The sequence below is a fragment of the Paraburkholderia piptadeniae genome, assembly GCF_900007165.1.
Taxonomy (GTDB): Bacteria; Pseudomonadota; Gammaproteobacteria; order Burkholderiales; family Burkholderiaceae; genus Paraburkholderia; species Paraburkholderia piptadeniae.
The window spans coordinates 43,176-60,024 of the sequence record NZ_CYGY02000057.1 but is presented as its reverse complement, the minus strand read 5'-3'; the positions used below and the strand labels follow the sequence as shown (position 1 = coordinate 60,024).

Here is a 16,849-nt window from a genome sequence, read left to right as displayed (position 1 = left end):
GGCTTTTTCCCTCAATCCAACCCAGCCGATGGACCATCCGAAGCGCGTACTGATCGTCGAAGACGATGTCGATATAGCGAATGTGCTGAGCCTGCATCTGCGGGACGAACGCTATGAAGTCGTCCACAGCGCCGACGGCAACGAAGGCCTGCGGCTGCTGGAGCAGGGCAACTGGGACGCGCTGATACTCGACCTGATGCTGCCGGGCGTCGACGGTCTGGAGATTTGCCGGCGCGCCCGCGCGATGGCGCGTTATACGCCCATCATCATCACGAGCGCGCGTTCGAGCGAGGTGCACCGGATACTCGGCCTCGAACTGGGCGCCGACGACTATCTCGCGAAGCCGTTCTCCGTGCTCGAACTGGTCGCGCGCGTGAAGGCGCTGCTGCGGCGCGCCGATGCGATGGCGAAGGACGCGCGGATGGAGTCGGGCAGTCTCAATCTCGCGGGCCTGTTCGTCGATCCGCTCACGCGCGAAGCAAGCGTCGACGGCAAGCGGATCGAGCTGACGCCGCGCGAGTTCGACCTGCTGTACTTTTTCGCGAGCCGTCCCGGCAAGGTGTTCTCGCGCATGGACCTGCTCAACGCCGTGTGGGGCTATCAGCATGAAGGCTACGAGCACACGGTGAACACGCACATCAACCGGCTGCGCGCGAAGATTGAGGCCGATCCCGCCGAGCCGACGCGCATCCTCACGGTATGGGGACGCGGCTACAAGTTCGTCGCCGATCCCGGCGCGCGCGAAGGAGAAGCGCCGTGAACCTGTCGTTGACGCAGCGACTGTTGCTGGTGTTTTCCGTATTGCTGCTCGCGTGCTGCGGCGCGTCGGCGTGGCTGCAGATCCGTTCCAGCGATCTGCACGAAAAGGAAGTGATACAGAGCCTGTCGCGCGATCTCGCGTCGCATATCGCGCTCAATCCGGCGCTCTCCGGCGACAGCGGCGGCGCGGCGCGCAAGGACGCGCTGCGGCAGATCTTCGGGCAGTTGATGGTGGTCAATCCGAGCGTCGAAGTGTATCTGCTCGATCAGGACGGGCATATCGAAGGCGACGATGCGCCCGCCGGCCACCTGAAGCGGATGCAGGTCGACGTTGCCCCCGTGCGCAAGTTCGTCGCGGGCGACCCGCTGCCGATACTCGGCGACGATCCGCGCAGCGTCGACGGCCGCAAGGTGTTCAGCGCGGCGCTGCTGCCGCATGCGGATAACCGGCCGCCGGGCTACATCTATGTCGTGCTGCAAGGCGAAGCGCATGACGAACTCGCGGCGCGCTTCAGGGCAAGCTCGGTGTTGCGCACGACGTTGTGGTCGATGGGCGTCGTCGCGCTGTGCGGCCTCGTTGCGGGCGTGGTGGCGTTCGGGCTGATCACGCGGCCGCTGCGACGTCTGACGGACGCGATGCGCAAGTTCGACGCGAACGGCGAGCCGGATGCGCAGCCTCCCGTTTCCGCGTCGGGTGGCGCGGCTGCGCGCATCGCGCCGTCCCGCTCGCGCGACGAGATCGCCACGCTCGAATCGACGTTCGCGCAGATGGCCGAGCGCATCGGCCAGCAATGGCGCGCGCTGACGAAGCAGGACCAGGAGCGGCGCGAACTGGTTGCGAACATTTCTCACGATCTGCGCACGCCGCTCACTTCGCTGCACGGCTACCTCGAAACGCTGTCGATGAAAGCGGATTCGCTGAGTGACACGGAGCGCAAACGTTATCTCGCGATCGCGCTCGCGCAAAGCGTGAAGGTCGGCAAGCTCGCGCAATCGTTGTTCGAGCTTGCTCGCCTCGAGCATGGCAACGTGCAGCTCGCGCTGGAGGACTTCTCGCTCGTCGATCTGGTGCAGGACGTGTTCCAGAAATTCGAGCTGTCGGCGGAGGCGCGGCGCGTGCGGTTGCGCGCGGGCATTGCGCCGCGTCTGCCGAACGTAACGGCGGACCTCGGCATGATCGAGCGCGTGCTGACCAATCTGCTCGACAACGCGATCCGTCACACGCCCGATGACGGCGCCGTCGATGTCGATCTCGCGGTGCGCGATGGCAAGGTGTCGGTGACGGTGAGCGACACAGGGCCCGGCATTCCCGCCGATGTGCGCGCGGGCCTGTTCCAGCGGCCGTTCACGTCGGGCGGCGCGCATCGCGGCGGACTCGGCCTGCTGATCGTCCAGCGCATGCTACAACTGAACGACAGCCAGATACGGCTCGTCGAGCGCGAAGGCGCGGGGACGACATTCTGCTTCGAGCTGCATCCGGCAGGCACCGCGCAGAAGGGCGGACGCGTGGCCGTCTCCGCGCAGTGATCGCGTAAAGCGCGAATAACATGCATTGTCGAAAGCGCACGAAAACGCGCGGCACAAACAAACGCGGGTTTAAAACACTCGCGAAATATCGCGCCGTTAAAATCCTCTGAAAATAGCGCTTGAAAAGATGGAGCGCTCTAATCGTTAACGACGGGTTAAAGATGCGCTCGCCTGCGCCGTTATCAGCGTGTAGACGCCGACAAGCCTATTTTTGGCGCGCGCGATTCCGGCTAGACTGCTGTTCCTTCACCTGAAGATTTCGTCATGCGTCGTTCGCAAGCGACGCGACGCCGTGTTCCCTCGACGCTCGCCGGTGCAACGCCGACAACGAGCGCATCGCGTGGGGCCGCGTCGGACGAAAGCCGGTTTGAAGCGTGGTTTGGAGTGCATCGAACACGGATCGCAAAAAGGAAAACGAAATGCGGTGGTGCTACTCATGTGTCTCACGGCGAAGCGTGCCTTCTGGCATCGCATGCCCCGACGCGCATCGAAGGCATTTCATTGACTCCGTCATCCTTTTTGTTTGCAGCTTTCTGCTGATCGCGCACGCGAGCGCCGGCGAGAACGTGCTGCGCGTGCTCGCGTGGCCAGGCTATGCCGATGCCGACGTCGTCAAGGCATTCGAGGACCGCTATCACGCGAAAGTCGAAGTCACGCTCGTCGATTCCGACGAAGCGCTCTGGGACAAGATGCATCAAGGCTCGCAGCCGCAATTCGACGTGCTCGCGGCGAACACGGCCGAAATCCAGCGCTACGCGCACGACAAGCTGCTCGCGCCGCTGGACCTTGCACGCTTGCCGAACACGAGCCGTCAGTTGCCGCGCTTTCGCGCGCTCTCCTCGATCGAAGGGCTCACGAATCAAGGCAACGTCTACGCGATTCCGTTCACGTATTCGACGATGGGCCTCATCTACGACCGCAAGCAGGTGAGCGTCGCGCCGCATTCGATGAACGAATTGTGGAATCCTCGCTATCGCGGCAAGGTGCTCGACTTCAACAGCGCGCAGCACAATTTCTCGTTCACGGCGCTCGCGCTCGGCTATCCGAATCCGTTCCAGCTGAACGGCGCGCAGATCCAGAACATCACCCGAAAGCTGGTCGATCTGCGGCGCAATCTGCTCACCTACTACAACCTGCCCGAGGAAGCCGCCGCGTATTTCGTGCAGCACAAGGCCGCGCTGATGTTCGGCAACTACGGCACGCAGCAGGTCGAGCTGCTGCGCCGCGCGGGCGCGGACGTCGGCTATGTGATTCCCGACGAAGGCGTGCTCGCATGGCTCGACTGCTGGTCGATGACGAGCGCGGCCGCGAACCGGCCGCTCGCGCTCGCGTGGATCAACTACATGATCGAGCCCGGCGTCAGCCAGTTGCTGACGCAGCGCCAGGGGCTCGCGAACACACTCACTGAGCCGCCCGAGAGCACAGGCAAGAGCCACATCATCTGGATCGAGCCCGTCGAGGACATCCAGAAGCGCGAGGCGCTGTGGAGCCGCATCGTATCGGGCGACCGCCCGGAGCGTTTCTGATCATGCGCCAGGGCCTCACGTTCAAGCTCTCGGTGCTGCTCGCGCTGATCGGCGTGCTCGCGTCGGGCACGACGGGCTTCTACGCGTATCAGGCGAACCGCACGATGCTCGTGCGCGAAGCCGAGCGCAGCCTGCTCACGTCGACGGAACTGCTCGGCCAGCGCTTCACGGTGGCCATCAGCGACATCGCCGCCGATGCGCTGGTGCTGTCAACGATGCCATCGGCGGCGGCCGTCGCGATCAGCGACGACGGCACGTCACCGGAAAACCCGATGCGCGACCGGCTCGCGCAGGTATTCACGAGCTTCATCGCGCAGCATCCCGAATATCTGCAAGTGCGGCTCATCGCGCGCAATCACTTCGGGCTGGAGCTGATCCGCATCGACCGCGAAGCGGGCGGCACCGTGCGCGTGCAGGAAAGCGCGCTACAGGAAAAAGGCCAGTTCGCGTATGTGTTCGATACGCTCGCGCTGACGCCGGGGCGCATCTACATTTCGCCGATCGCCGTGAATCACGAGCACGGCGCGCATGCGGCCGAGGGCAAGCCGACGCTGCGGGTCGGCACGCCCGTCGCCGATCCGCATGGCGACGTGGTCGGCGCAGTGGTGATCGACGTCGATCTTGCGAGCCTGCTGCGGCTCTCGCAGGCCGATCTGCCCGCCGACTATCAGGTGTATCTCGCGAACGAGTGGGGCGATTTCCTCGTGCATCCCGACCCGTCGCAAACCTTCGGCTTCGACAAGGGCCGGCGCGTGTTCATGCAGGACAGCTTTGCGGCGACGAAACCGCTATTCGATCAGTCGACACAGCCCGTGCTGATGAACGGCCTGTCGCAGCCGAAAGAAGCGCATGGACATGTCTATGCATTCGTGCGCCGGCCGTTCGGCGAATCGCAGGGCAACCGCTTCATCGTGCTCGGACTCGCGAAGCCGCTGCACCACGTGCTGACGGGCGCGAACATGCTCGGCGACAGCATCGTGCGCATGGTGCTGATCTTCAGCGCGTTCGCGATCCTGCTCGCGATTCTCTTTGCGCGTGCGCTGACGCGGCCGCTGCATCTGCTCGCGGATGCGGCGACACACTTCTTCTCCGAGCACGCGATGGTGGCGCTGCCGCTCAAGCGCACCGACGAAATCGGCGTGCTCGCGCGCTGCTTCGACCGGATGCGGCGCGAAATCCACTTGCAGATGGACGAGCTGCACAGCAAGCAGCACGAGCTGACGCATCTCGCGAGTCACGACGGACTCACGGGGCTACCGAACCGGATGCTGTTCATGCAGAAGCTGCAGGAAGCGATCGACGAGGCGAGGGCGAACGGCAGCGAGCGGCTCGCCGTGCTGTTTATCGATCTGAACCGCTTCAAGCAGATCAACGATCAGTACGGCCACTCGGTCGGCGACGACGTGCTCGCAATCGTCGCGCGGCGTTTGCAGCATGTGCTGTATAGCGGCGATATGGTCGCGCGGCTGGGCGGCGACGAGTTCATCGTGCTCGTGAAGGGCGAGCGCTCGGCCGACGCGGCGCCCGCGATCGCAGCCCGCATCGTGCGCACGCTCGACGACGAAGTGATGGTCGGCGATCGGCAGATGGCCGTCGGCGCGAGCATCGGCATCAGCCAGTTTCCGACGGACGGCGATTCGGCCGAAACACTCCTGCTCAACGCGGATGCCGCGATGTACGCGGCGAAATCGGGCGGCTCGGGCGCATGGATCTCGTATCAGGAAGTGCTCGCGCTGCAGCGCGCGCGAGCCGGCCGCGACATGTCTCCTGGCCAGAGCGAGCCCGCCAGGGCCGAGCGCGCCGCAGACGGGGCTGACGTGATCGCTTGAGCCTTTGCTCGAGCCCTTGCACGGCGTAAATCACGGAATCTCCGCTCCGCCTTGCGGCACGCTTCTTGCGAAAACGCCTGCATGTCGAAGCGAAAAGGAGAACCCGGATGACCCTGGTCATTTATCTGATCGGCTGGCTGATTTTTATTGGCGGCGTCTCGTGGGCTCTCATCACCATGCACGTCGCGCAACATTACGTCGCGATCGTCGACGTTATCCTGCTGGGCATCGGCGTCGTCACGGGCGCGACCCGCGCGCGCGGACGCGACCGCTCTTCATAGCGCGACGATTTTCACAGCCTTTTTAAAGCCTTTTTCACGCGCCGACGCGCGCGAGTCCATTGATGTCGCGGCGGTCACGACGGCCACCGCGCGCGGGCAGTTTTTGCACGCCGCCATGACATTTTTCGACATAGTTTTTGAACTGACTCGGCGGGCAGGTTCTCCTACAGTTTCATCCGTCGCCACGCTGCATCTGCGAAGTGGCCCGAACCGTGAAGGACACCGCCGTGAAAATCCGCTCGCAAGTCTTCTCCTCGTTTTCTGATCTGCTGAAGCGCTCGTCGTCCGCGACGATGGCGCGCGGCGTGTCGCGGCGCATCGCGTTCGCGGCGGCCGCCGCCGTGGTCGGCGCAAGCGCATCGCTCGTCAGCGTGCCGGCGTGGGCAGGATGGTACGGCCACGGCACGGCGTACACGTCGCACGGCACGTATAGCGGCGCGCATGCGGCGTCGTGCGGCGGCGGCACCTGCAACCATGCAGGCGGCGTAATGGGTCCGTACGGCGGCATCGCGAGCAACTCGGGCAGCGTCACACGCACGGCGCCTGGCCAGTTCAGCAACTCGGGCACGGCCTACGGTCCGAACGGACGCTCGGTCCAGCATTCCGGCGACACCAGTTGCGCGAGCGGCAGTTGCTCGCATACGGGCTCGATGACGGGCTCGGACGGCAGAACGGCCTCGACATCCGGTGATGTCACGCGCACGGCTCCCGGCCAGTACACATCGTCGGGCACGGTGACGGGCGGCAACGGCAACACGTACAACCACTCGGCGTCGACGAACTGCGCCGGCTGGACCTGCTCGCGCTCGGGCACCGTGACGGGCAGCAACGGCGGCACGGTCACGCATTCGGGCAGCGCGACGAGCGTCGCATCGGGCGTCGTCGTCACATCGGGCAGCGCAACGGGCACGCACGGCAACACGGTGACGACGAGCGGCACGGTCGTGCATGGCGGCACCGTCACGACGGGCGGAACGACGGTGGTGACGGGCACCACGACCACGGTCGGCGCGGCTGTCGTCGTCCCGCCGCCCGCCGTAGTGCCCGTTGTAGTGCCGCCTTCGACGTCGACCGTGGTCGTCGCGGCTCCCGTTCCGGCTCCCGCGCCTGTCGTCGTCGCGCCGCCGCCGCCGCCCGCCGTCGTGGTCGCGCCGGCTCCCATCGTGGTTCCGCCGCCTGCGCCGCATGTCGTCGTGGCTGTGCCGCCGCCCGCGCCGCATGTCGTCTACGTTGCGCCGAAGCCGCGTCCCGCTGTTTGGATTCCGGGGCATTGGGTCGGCCGCGTATGGGTGCCCGCGCACTGGGCATAACGAACGCTTGCTTCGAGAGACGAACGACGAACGGCGCGACAGGCGCCGTTCGTCTTTTCGTGTTTTCACCGTTTGCGCCTGTCTCTTCAGCGGCTTCGCAGAGATCCGCGATGCGCCATCGATGTCCTTCACATGGCGCTTCGCGACAGCCTTGGCCCGCTCCAGACAAACCCTGATTGCTGCGCTGAAAGCGCCGCTGCTATCGTGCGCGGGTCATGTGTGGAAGCGCTTCCACGCGATGCTTCCACACGGTCCAGTCGACCAGTCCAAACGACCGATCCAATCCGTTCAGCGAGAGGGGGTTCCGTGGCATACGACGCAGTGACATCCCGCAACCGTGATCAGCGCGACACTCATCGGGACACGAACACAAGCTCCCGCAGCGATTCTCTCGACGAACCCTTCACGCCGCCGCCCGATTCCGTGCTGTGGCGCAAAGACTTCCTGCTCGGCGCGGCGACGGCTTCGTATCAGATCGAAGGCGCAGTCGACGAGGACGACCGTCTGCCGTCGATCTGGGACACCTTTTCGGCGACGCCCGGCAAGGTGCTCGCGGGCGACACGGGCGCGGTGGCCTGCGATCACTATCACCGCTGGGAAAGCGATCTCGATCTGCTCACGCGGCTCAACTTCGAAGCGTACCGGCTGTCGATCGCATGGCCGCGCGTGATGGACGAAGCGGGCCGTCCCAACGCGAAGGGCATCGGCTTTTACAAGCGTCTGCTCGACAAGCTCAAGGACAAGGGCTTGCAGACCTTCGTCACGCTTTATCACTGGGATTTGCCGCAGCATCTGGAGGATCGCGGCGGCTGGCTCAACCGCGAGACCGTCTATCGCTTCGCCGATTACGCGGACCTGATGAGCCGCGAACTGTCGGGCCACGTCGATGCGTGGATGACGCTCAACGAGCCGTGGTGCTCGGCATTTCTCGGCTATGGCAACGGTCATCACGCGCCGGGCCGCGCGAACGTGCGTTACGCGACGCAGGCGATGCATCATCTGCTGCTCGCGCATGGTCATGGCATGCAGGCGCTGCGCACGAACGATCCCGCGTCGATGAAGGGCATCGTCGCGAACGTCGGGCGCGGCACGCCGGCGTCGGCGAGCGAAGCGGACGTGCGCGCCGCGCATCTGTTCGAAGTGCAGCACAACGCGTGGATTCTGGACCCGCTGCTCAAGGGCGACTATCCTGCGGACCTGTGGAAGTTGTGGCCCGGCGCCGAGCCGCTCGTGCTCGAAGGCGATCTGCAAACCATAGCGACACCGCTCGACTTCCTCGGCATCAACTATTATTTCCGCACCAACGTGAAGAGCGACGGCGCGCGCGGCTTCGTCGACGTGCCGCTGCCCGATGTCGAACGCACGCAGATGGGCTGGGAAGTGTGTCCGGACGGACTGCGCGATCTGCTGACGGGCTTCGATCGCGCGTATCCGAACCTGCCGCCCATTTACATCACCGAGAACGGCATGGCTTCGGACGACAAGGTGCGCGACGGCCGCGTCGAGGACACGCAACGCATCGCGTACCTCAGGCGGCATCTGGCCGCCGTCGATCAGGCCGTCAAGCAGGGCGTCGACGTTCGCGGCTACTTCGTGTGGTCGCTGCTGGACAACTTCGAATGGGCGTTCGGTTACGAGCGGCGCTTCGGCGTCGTGCATGTCGATTACGCGACGCAGCAGCGCACGGTCAAGCGCAGCGGCGAGCTGATCGCGAAGTTCATCAGGCAGCGCAGCGAGAAGAACTGACGCAATAGAATCGCCCTGAAGATCGACCCAAAGCGTTGACCGAAAAGAATGACGCATGGCCGCGTCAAGCTGCCTGGTTCGCGGTCGACCCGATAAATCGGACCTCGAGCCCGAAGGAGACGGAATGAACAGCACGAAGCAGTGGGGGTTGAAAAGCGCTGTCGCGCTCGCACTGGCCATCGCGGGCGTCGTCGCGCACGCCGAGCCGCTGAAGGCCAATGTGATCCACTGGTGGACCTCGGGCGGCGAGTCGGCGGCCATCCGCCAGTTTGCCGACGCGTACAACCAGGCGGGCGGCCAATGGGTCGACAACGCGGTGGCGGGCGCGGACCAGGCGCGCGCGACCGCGATCAACCGCATCGTCGGCGGCGATCCGCCCACGGCTGCGCAGTTCAACACGTCGAAGCAGTTTCATGACCTGATCGATCAGGGCCTGCTCAACAACGTCGATGCCGTCGCCGCGAAAGAGAACTGGGCGGCCATCTTCCCGCAATCGATACTCGACAGCATCAAGGTCAACGGCCACTACTACGCGGCGCCCGTCGACATCCACATGCCCGCATGGTTCTTCTATTCGAAGCCCGTGTTCGCGAAGGCGGGCATTGCCGGCGACCCGAAGAGCTTCGACGAATTTCTCTCCGATCTGGACAGGCTGAAGAGGGCGGGCGTGATACCGCTCGCGCTCGGCGGCCAGCCGTGGCAGGAGAAGATCACGTTCGACGCCGTGTTCGCCGATGTCGGCGGGCCCGATCTCTATCTGAAGGTGTATCGCGACCGCGATGCGAACGCCGTCAACTCCGACGCGTTCAAAAAGGTGCTCGCGTCGTTCAAGAAGCTGCACGACTATGTCGACCCGGGCTCGCCGGGCCGCAACTGGAACGATGCGACGGCGCTCGTGATCTCGGGCAAGGCGGGCGTGCAGATCATGGGCGACTGGGCGAAGGGCGAGTTCTCGGCGGCGAAGCAGTTGCCGGGCAAGGACTTCGGCTGCTTCCCGGGCTTCGGTCCGCACTCGCCGTATCTTGTGGCGGGCGACGTGTTCGTGTTCCCGAAGACGGACAACGCGAATTCGATCAAGGCGCAGAACCTGCTCGCCACCGTGATGACGTCGCCGCAGGCGCAGGTCGCGTTCAGCGCGAAGAAGGGCTCGATTCCGATCAGGCCCGACGTCGACGTGAATCAGCTCGACATGTGCGCGAAGGAGGGCATCGCGATCATGAAGGACAAGTCGCGTCAGCTGCCGAATCCGGAGATGCTCGTGTCGCCGGACTTGCAGGGCGCGTTGACGGACGTCATCACGAACTTCTGGAACAAGAACCAGTCGATCGACGACGCGCAAAAGGCCTTTGCGAGCGCACTGAAGGGCTGACGCACGATGGGAACGCTCAAGTCGCAAGCGTTGCCGGAGGTGGCCGCGAAGGGCGCGAATGGCATAAAGGGCGCGCCCGTCGCGAGAACGCGCGCGCGGCCGTTGCGCAAGCGCTGGCCGCTCGCCGCGTGGATCGCGCTGATCCCGATGATGCTGACGGTCGTCTTCGCGTATCTGGGCACGATGCTGTGGACGGCGCGCGTGTCGCTCAGCAACTCGCACACGTTCCCGTCGACTGACTTCGCCGGCTTCACGCAATACGCGCGGCTCTTTCATAACGACCGGTGGCTCGTGTCGCTGCAGCACATCGCGATCTATGGCGTGTGCTTCATCGTCGCGTGCCTCGCGATCGGCACGCTGCTCGCGATTTTCATCGATCAGCGCGTGATGGCGGAAGGCGTGTTGCGCACGGTGTTCCTGTATCCGTACGCGATGTCGTTCGTCGCGACGGGCCTCGTGTGGCAATGGATACTCAATCCCGAGCTGGGTGCGCAGTCGCTGCTGCACAAGTTGGGCTTCGCGCATGCGCGCTTCGACTGGATCGTCGATCAGGACTGGGTGATCTACACGATCGTGATCGCGACCGTGTGGCAGGCGTCGGGGCTCGTGATGGCGGTGATGCTCGCAGGCCTGCGCGGCATCGACGACGAATTGTGGAAGGCTGCGCGCATCGACGGCATTCCGCGCTGGCGCGTCTACGTGAGCATCGTGATACCGATGCTCGGCCCGTCGATATCGACGGCTTTCGTGCTGCTGTTCGTCGCCGTGGTGAAGCTGTTCGACGCCGTCGTCGCGATGACGCAAGGCGGTCCCGGCACCGCGAGCGAAGTGCCCGCGAAGTTCATCATGGACTATCTGTTCGGGCGCGCGAACATCGGTCTCGCGTCGGCGGCGTCGATCCTGCTGCTCTCGACGGTGCTCGCGATTCTTGCGCCGTTCCTGTATGCGCGCAGCCGCGCTTCATTGCGCAAGGAGCTGTGATGAGCGCGACGCTTGAGCCTTCCGCGCACACGCAGCGCCGCCGCCATGCGCGCAGAAAGCGCCTTTCTCCCGCGCGGCTGGGCGTGTACGGGTTTCTGATCGTCGCTGCGCTCTTCTTCCTGTTGCCGCTTTATGTGATGCTCGTGACGTCGGTGAAGCCGATGAGCGAGATACGTCTGGGCAATCTGCTCGCGCTGCCGATGCACTTCACGCTGCAACCGTGGGGCGACGCCTGGCAGTCGGCGTGCACGGGGCTCGATTGCAACGGCATCCGCGTAGGCTTCTGGAACTCGGTGCGCATCGTCGTGCCGAGCACGGTGTTCTCGATCGTGATCGGCGCGATCAACGGTTACGCGCTGTCGTTCTGGCGGCCGCGCGGCGCGGGGCTCTTCTTCGGCGTGCTGCTGCTCGGCGCGTTCATTCCGTATCAGGTGATGATCTATCCGATGGTGCGTGTGCTCGCGAGCGTGCATCTGTTCAGCTCGTTGCCCGGCATCGTGATCATCCATACGATCTTCGGCATGCCCGTGATGACGCTACTGTTCCGCAACTACTACGCAGGCATTCCGCTGGAGCTGTTCAAGGCCGCGCGCATCGACGGCGGCGGTTTCTGGCGCATCTTCTTTCAGCTGATGCTGCCGATGTCGCTGCCCATCATCGTCGTCGCGATGATCCTGCAGGTGACGAACATCTGGAACGACTACCTGCTCGGCCTCGTGTTCGCGGGCACGAAGAATCTGCCGATGACGGTGCAACTCAACAACATCATCAACACGACGACGGGCGAGAAGATCTACAACGTCAACATGGCGGCGACCATTCTGACGTCGATCGTGCCGCTTGCCGTGTATTTCGTGTCGGGCCGCTGGTTCGTGCGCGGCATCGCGACGGGCGCAGTGAAGGGCTAGAGCAGAGATTGAGACTGATATGGCAACCGATATGGCAACCGGTATTGCAACGGCAGCGAACATGGCCAACGTCGCGGTCCGCGACCTGAAGATCCAGCTTGGCGCGAACACGGTGATCGACGCGCTCGATCTCGACGTGCGCGCGGGCGAATTCGTCGTGCTGCTCGGCCCATCGGGTTGCGGCAAGTCGACGTTGCTTCATAGCATCGCGGGCCTGATCGACGTGACGGAAGGCAGCATCGAAATAGGCGGCGAGGACATGACGTGGGCCGATCCGAAAGACCGGCGCGTCGCGCTCGTGTTCCAGTCGTATGCGCTTTATCCGACGATGAGCGTCGAGCGCAATCTGTCGTTCGCGCTGCGCATCAACGGCACGCCGAAGGCGGAAATCGAGCGGCGCGTCGCGCGCGCATCCGACATGCTGCAACTGGGCCCGCTGCTCAAGCGCAAGCCCTCGCAACTGTCGGGCGGGCAGCGGCAGCGCGTCGCGATCGGACGCGCGATCGTGCGCGAAGCCGATGTGTTCCTGTTCGACGAGCCGCTGTCGAATCTCGACGCGAAGCTGCGCACGGAATTGCGCCGCGAACTGAAGCAGCTGCATCAGCGCCTGGGCGCGACGATGATCTACGTGACGCACGATCAGGTCGAAGCGATGACACTCGCCACGCGCATGGCCGTGATGAAGAGCGGCGTGATCCAGCAGTTCGGCACGCCCGCCGAAGTGTACGCACGGCCCGCAAATCTCTTCGTCGCGACCTTCCTGGGTTCGCCGTCGATGAACCTGCTCGACGGCAGGCTCGCGGTGCAGGGTGGCAGCGTGCGCTTCGCGGGCGCGAAGCTCGACGTCGACGTGTCGCGCTACGCGTTCGGCGCGCAGCCCTCGCATGGCCAGCCGTGCGTGCTCGGCGTGCGGCCCGAGGACGTGCGCGTGCGGATCGGCGCGGACTCGGATCAGCGTGGACAAGTGTCGCTTATCGAACCAATGGGCAACCACTGCGTTGTCTGGCTCGATTATCATGGCATCCAGATCGCGTCGATTGATCAGGAGAAAACGCCCGTTGCCGTGGGCGATTCCATCGCGTTTGCGATCGACGACGCGCATATATCGCTGTTCGACGAGGCTGGCGGCGCGCGCCTCTGAGCAGCACGCGCAACAACACAAGCGGACGGAGATACCGTGGCGACTCTCAAGGATGTCGCGGAGCTGGCGGGTGTGGGGCTGTCGACGGCCTCGCGCGCCATTTCCGGCAAAGGACCTGTATCGGCCGATGCGGCCGCGCGAGTGAAGGCCGCGATTGCCGAGCTCAACTTCCGGCCTTCCTCGATCGGCCGCGCGATGGCCACGCAGCAGCTCGGCATCATCGGCCTGTTCGTGCCGACGTTCTTCGGCTCGTACTACGGCACGATCCTCAAGCAGACCGATCTCGAACTGCGCGCGGTGCATCGGCATGTGGTCGTGGCGACGGGCTGCGGGCAATCGTCGCCGCGCGAGCAGGCGCTCGAAGCCGTGCGTTTTCTGATCGGGCGCGATTGCGACGGCGTCGTCGTCATCAGCCACGACCTGCATGACGAAGACCTCGACGAGCTGCACCGGATGCATCCGAAGATGGTCTTTCTCAATCGTTCATTCGAGCAGTTGCCCGATGCGTCGTTCTGCGCGGACCATCGGCGCGGCGGCGAACTGGCGGCGGCAACGCTGCTCGAGCACGGGCACCGGCAAATCTCCGTGATCTCCGGGCCGTTTACGGCATCCGACAACGTCGAGCGGCTCGACGGCTTCTTCGACGAGCTCGCGCGTCACGGCATCGCGCGCGACACGGTGCCGTTGATCGAATCCGACTTCTCGCCCGAAGGCGGCTATGCGGCGACGTGCCAGCTGCTCGACTCGAAGGTGCCGTTCACGGGGCTCTTCTGCGCGAACGACATGATGGCCGTCAGCGCGCTCGCGCGTTTTCATCAAGTCGGCATCTCGGTGCCGGGCGATGTCTCCGTGATCGGCTACGACGACGACTACTCGGCCGTCTACGCCGCGCCCGCGTTGACGTCCGTGCACATTCCGACCGCGCAGCTCACGCAGAACGCGGTGCGCTGGCTCGTCAACCAGTGCTATGGCACGAAGTGGGAAATCTTCCGCGAGTTTCCGGTGACGGTGACGATGCGAGCGTCGGTGGGGCGGCCGAAAGCGGCGTGATCCCGTGCGGCTCGGCGGCGGCCAGATACGCTGAAAGCGCAGGCCGTTTCCCGCTGCGCGCGCGGCTGCATTAGGATTGGAGGCTCACCAGGAGCCCGTCATGCAGCGACCCACTCTCGACAATCCCTTTCTCGAATCGCTGTCGGTCGAACTGACCGAATGGAAAAACGGCTACGCCGAACTCACCATGCCGATCCGGCCCGCAACGCTCAACCGCCAGCGCGTGCTGCAAGGCGGCGCGATCGCCACGCTGCTCGATGCGGCTGCGGGCTACTCAGGCCTCTATAGCGACGGCGATCCGATTCATGCGTTCACGCTGTCGCTGACCATTAGCTATCTCGACAAGGGCCTCGGAGAAAACGTGATCGGCAAGGGCTTTCTCGAACGCCGCGGCCGTTCGGTGTTCTTTGCGCGCGCCGAAGCGTGGGTCGATCACAAGGTGCTGATCGCCAGTGCGCAGGGCGTGTTCAAGTACGCGTGACGCCGCGCCACCCCCTTCGATGACGATGCAACCTTGCCGCTCCATGCGTTGTGACCGGTAACTTTTTCGGGCTTCGCGCGGCAGGCGGGCGGGCGGCCCGCAGGTAAGGTTTCGCGCAATCGGCTAAGATCGACGTTCCCAGCAGCCCGATCCGGACCGCGTGCAGCGCTCGCGGCCCGGCGTCTTTCCACTTTCAGGAATACAGCATGGTCACATCCAGCAGCTACACCGATACCCGTCTGTTGATCAACAACGAGTGGTGCGACGCCGCCAGCGGCAAGACCCTCGACGTCATCAATCCCGCGACGGGCAAGCCGATCGGCAAGGTCGCGCACGCGGGCAAGGCCGATCTGGACCGCGCGCTGGAAGCTGCGCAAAAGGGCTTCGAAGCGTGGCGCAAGGTTCCCGCGAACGAGCGCGCCGCGACGATGCGCAAGGCAGCCGCGTTCGTGCGCGAGCGCGCCGAAAGCATCGCGCGCCTGATGACGCAGGAGCAGGGCAAGCCGTTCGCCGAAGCGCGCATCGAAGTGCTGTCGGCCGCCGACATCATCGAGTGGTTCGCCGACGAAGGCCGCCGCGTCTATGGCCGCATCGTGCCGTCGCGCAACCTGAATGCGCAGTCGCTCGTGATCAAGGAGCCGATCGGTCCTGTCGCCGCATTCACGCCGTGGAATTTCCCGGTCAACCAGGTCGTCCGCAAGCTGAGCGCCGCGCTCGCAAGCGGCTGCTCGTTCCTCGTGAAAGCGCCTGAAGAAACGCCCGCATCGCCCGCGGGCCTGCTGCAGGCATTCGTCGATGCAGGCGTGCCTCCCGGCACCGTCGGCCTCGTGTTCGGCGACCCGGCCGAAATTTCGAGCTATCTGATTCCGCATCCCGTGATCCGCAAGGTCACGTTCACGGGCTCGACGCCTGTCGGCAAGCAACTGGCCGCGATGGCCGGCCAGCACATGAAGCGCGCGACGATGGAACTGGGTGGCCACGCGCCCGTGATCGTCGCGGAAGATGCGGACGTCGCGCTCGCCGTCAAGGCAGCGGGCGCCGCGAAGTTTCGCAACGCCGGCCAGGTCTGCATTTCGCCGACGCGCTTTCTCGTGCACAACAGCATCCGCGAGGAATTCGCGGCAGCCCTCATCAAGCACGCCGAAGGCCTGAAGATCGGCGACGGTCTTGCCGAAGGCACGCAACTCGGGCCGCTCGCGAACGCACGCCGTTTGACGGCGATGGCGAGCATCGTCGAGAACGCACGCGCAACGGGCGCGACGATCGCGACGGGCGGCGAGCGCGTCGGCTCGGAGGGCAACTTCTTCGCGCCGACGGTGCTCACCAACGTGTCGCTCGAAGCCGATGTGTTCAACAACGAGCCGTTCGGCCCGGTCGCGGCGATTCGCGGCTTCGACAAGCTCGAAGACGCGATCGCCGAAGCGAACCGCCTGCCGTATGGTCTCGCAGGCTATGCGTTCACGAAGTCGTTCCGCAACGTGCATCTGCTGTCGCAGAACCTCGAAGTCGGCATGCTGTGGATCAACCAGCCAGCCACGCCGACGCCGGAAATGCCGTTCGGCGGCGTGAAGGATTCGGGCTATGGCTCGGAAGGCGGACCGGAGGCGATGGAAGCCTATCTGGTGACGAAGGCCGTGACGGTGATGGCCGTCTAACGTCTTCACAAACGTCGCATGCCGCCCGCTGCAACGGCGGGCGGTTTTCGTTATCGTCAGTCATCAAGCGTCCATCGGCTATCCACGAACGCGCGCGAAAGCGGTTCGTCGGACAAATCGAAAGGCGTTGGTAAAACTCCCGATTGGTCGCGTCGCGATGCGCTTCTAGCATGGCGATCGATGCAGCGTGCCCGCGATTCCTGCCATGCGATGTTCAGACAAACGGCATCGAAGGGTCGGCGGCTCGTCTGGATCGCATTGCTCATACCGTTGCCGTCTTTTCAAA

15 protein-coding genes are annotated in these 16,849 nt (G+C 64.6%); 14 read left to right on the top strand and 1 reads right to left on the bottom strand.

Annotated features, from left to right (window positions below; genetic code table 11):
* The first annotated feature begins 28 nt into the window (after positions 1-28).
* The 5 genes from BN2476_RS28570 (at position 29) to BN2476_RS47300 (ending at position 5,922) form a co-directional block, all read left to right on the top strand.
* Positions 29-760 (top strand): response regulator transcription factor, encoded by a 732-nt coding sequence (locus BN2476_RS28570; RefSeq protein WP_087737577.1) that lies wholly within the window; start codon positions 29-31, stop codon positions 758-760.
* Positions 757-2,286 carry a sensor histidine kinase gene (locus BN2476_RS28565; protein WP_087737576.1) on the top strand — a complete coding sequence of 510 codons (1,530 nt, stop codon included), beginning with the start codon at positions 757-759 and terminating at the stop codon, positions 2,284-2,286. Before BN2476_RS28570 ends, BN2476_RS28565 begins: the two co-directional genes overlap by 4 nt.
* Positions 2,287-2,705: 419 nt before the next feature.
* Positions 2,706-3,812 (top strand): ABC transporter substrate-binding protein, encoded by a 1,107-nt coding sequence (locus BN2476_RS28560; protein WP_087737601.1) that lies wholly within the window; start codon positions 2,706-2,708, stop codon positions 3,810-3,812.
* Positions 3,812-5,641 carry a diguanylate cyclase domain-containing protein gene (locus BN2476_RS28555; RefSeq protein ID WP_087737602.1) on the top strand — a complete coding sequence of 610 codons (1,830 nt, stop codon included), beginning with the start codon at positions 3,812-3,814 and terminating at the stop codon, positions 5,639-5,641. The genes BN2476_RS28560 and BN2476_RS28555 overlap by 1 nt, the downstream gene beginning before the upstream one ends.
* Before the next feature lie 107 nt (positions 5,642-5,748).
* Complete coding sequence (locus tag BN2476_RS47300) at positions 5,749-5,922, top strand: hypothetical protein (RefSeq protein WP_162849270.1); 174 nt, start codon at positions 5,749-5,751, stop codon at positions 5,920-5,922.
* Here the strand turns inward: BN2476_RS47300 and BN2476_RS45760 are convergent.
* Positions 5,917-6,108 (bottom strand): hypothetical protein, encoded by a 192-nt coding sequence (locus tag BN2476_RS45760; RefSeq protein ID WP_143326067.1) that lies wholly within the window; start codon positions 6,106-6,108, stop codon positions 5,917-5,919. The two genes, BN2476_RS47300 and BN2476_RS45760, sit on opposite strands and share 6 nt — an antisense overlap.
* Positions 6,109-6,149: 41 nt before the next feature.
* On the opposite strand from BN2476_RS45760, the gene BN2476_RS28550 reads away from it, so the two are divergent.
* The 9 genes from BN2476_RS28550 (at position 6,150) to BN2476_RS28510 (ending at position 16,563) form a co-directional block, all read left to right on the top strand.
* Positions 6,150-7,232, top strand: coding sequence for a hypothetical protein (locus BN2476_RS28550; RefSeq protein WP_087737600.1), 1,083 nt, complete (start codon positions 6,150-6,152; stop codon positions 7,230-7,232).
* A gap of 423 nt (positions 7,233-7,655) precedes the next feature.
* Entirely contained in the window at positions 7,656-8,978 is a 1,323-nt protein-coding gene (locus BN2476_RS28545; RefSeq protein WP_235851002.1) for a GH1 family beta-glucosidase, read from the top strand.
* Between the two features lie 124 nt (positions 8,979-9,102).
* The gene (locus BN2476_RS28540) at positions 9,103-10,347 is read left to right on the top strand and encodes an ABC transporter substrate-binding protein (RefSeq protein WP_087737575.1); all 1,245 of its coding nucleotides are present in this window, start codon (positions 9,103-9,105) and stop codon (positions 10,345-10,347) included.
* 6 nt (positions 10,348-10,353) lie between these two features.
* Entirely contained in the window at positions 10,354-11,328 is a 975-nt protein-coding gene (locus BN2476_RS28535) for a carbohydrate ABC transporter permease (RefSeq protein WP_087737574.1), read from the top strand.
* A complete protein-coding gene (locus BN2476_RS28530; RefSeq protein ID WP_087737573.1) occupies positions 11,328-12,236 on the top strand; it encodes a carbohydrate ABC transporter permease in 909 nt (302 codons plus the stop codon). The genes BN2476_RS28535 and BN2476_RS28530 overlap by 1 nt, the downstream gene beginning before the upstream one ends.
* A 19-nt stretch (positions 12,237-12,255) precedes the next feature.
* Positions 12,256-13,377, top strand: coding sequence for an ABC transporter ATP-binding protein (locus BN2476_RS28525; protein ID WP_328590409.1), 1,122 nt, complete (start codon positions 12,256-12,258; stop codon positions 13,375-13,377).
* Between the two features lie 36 nt (positions 13,378-13,413).
* Entirely contained in the window at positions 13,414-14,427 is a 1,014-nt protein-coding gene (locus BN2476_RS28520) for a LacI family DNA-binding transcriptional regulator (protein WP_087737572.1), read from the top strand.
* 100 nt (positions 14,428-14,527) lie between these two features.
* On the top strand, positions 14,528-14,908 hold the full coding sequence (locus tag BN2476_RS28515; protein ID WP_087737571.1) for a PaaI family thioesterase: 381 nt from the start codon (positions 14,528-14,530) through the stop codon (positions 14,906-14,908).
* A gap of 206 nt (positions 14,909-15,114) precedes the next feature.
* Complete coding sequence (locus BN2476_RS28510) at positions 15,115-16,563, top strand: NAD-dependent succinate-semialdehyde dehydrogenase (RefSeq protein WP_087737570.1); 1,449 nt, start codon at positions 15,115-15,117, stop codon at positions 16,561-16,563.
* Positions 16,564-16,849 lie beyond the last annotated feature (286 nt).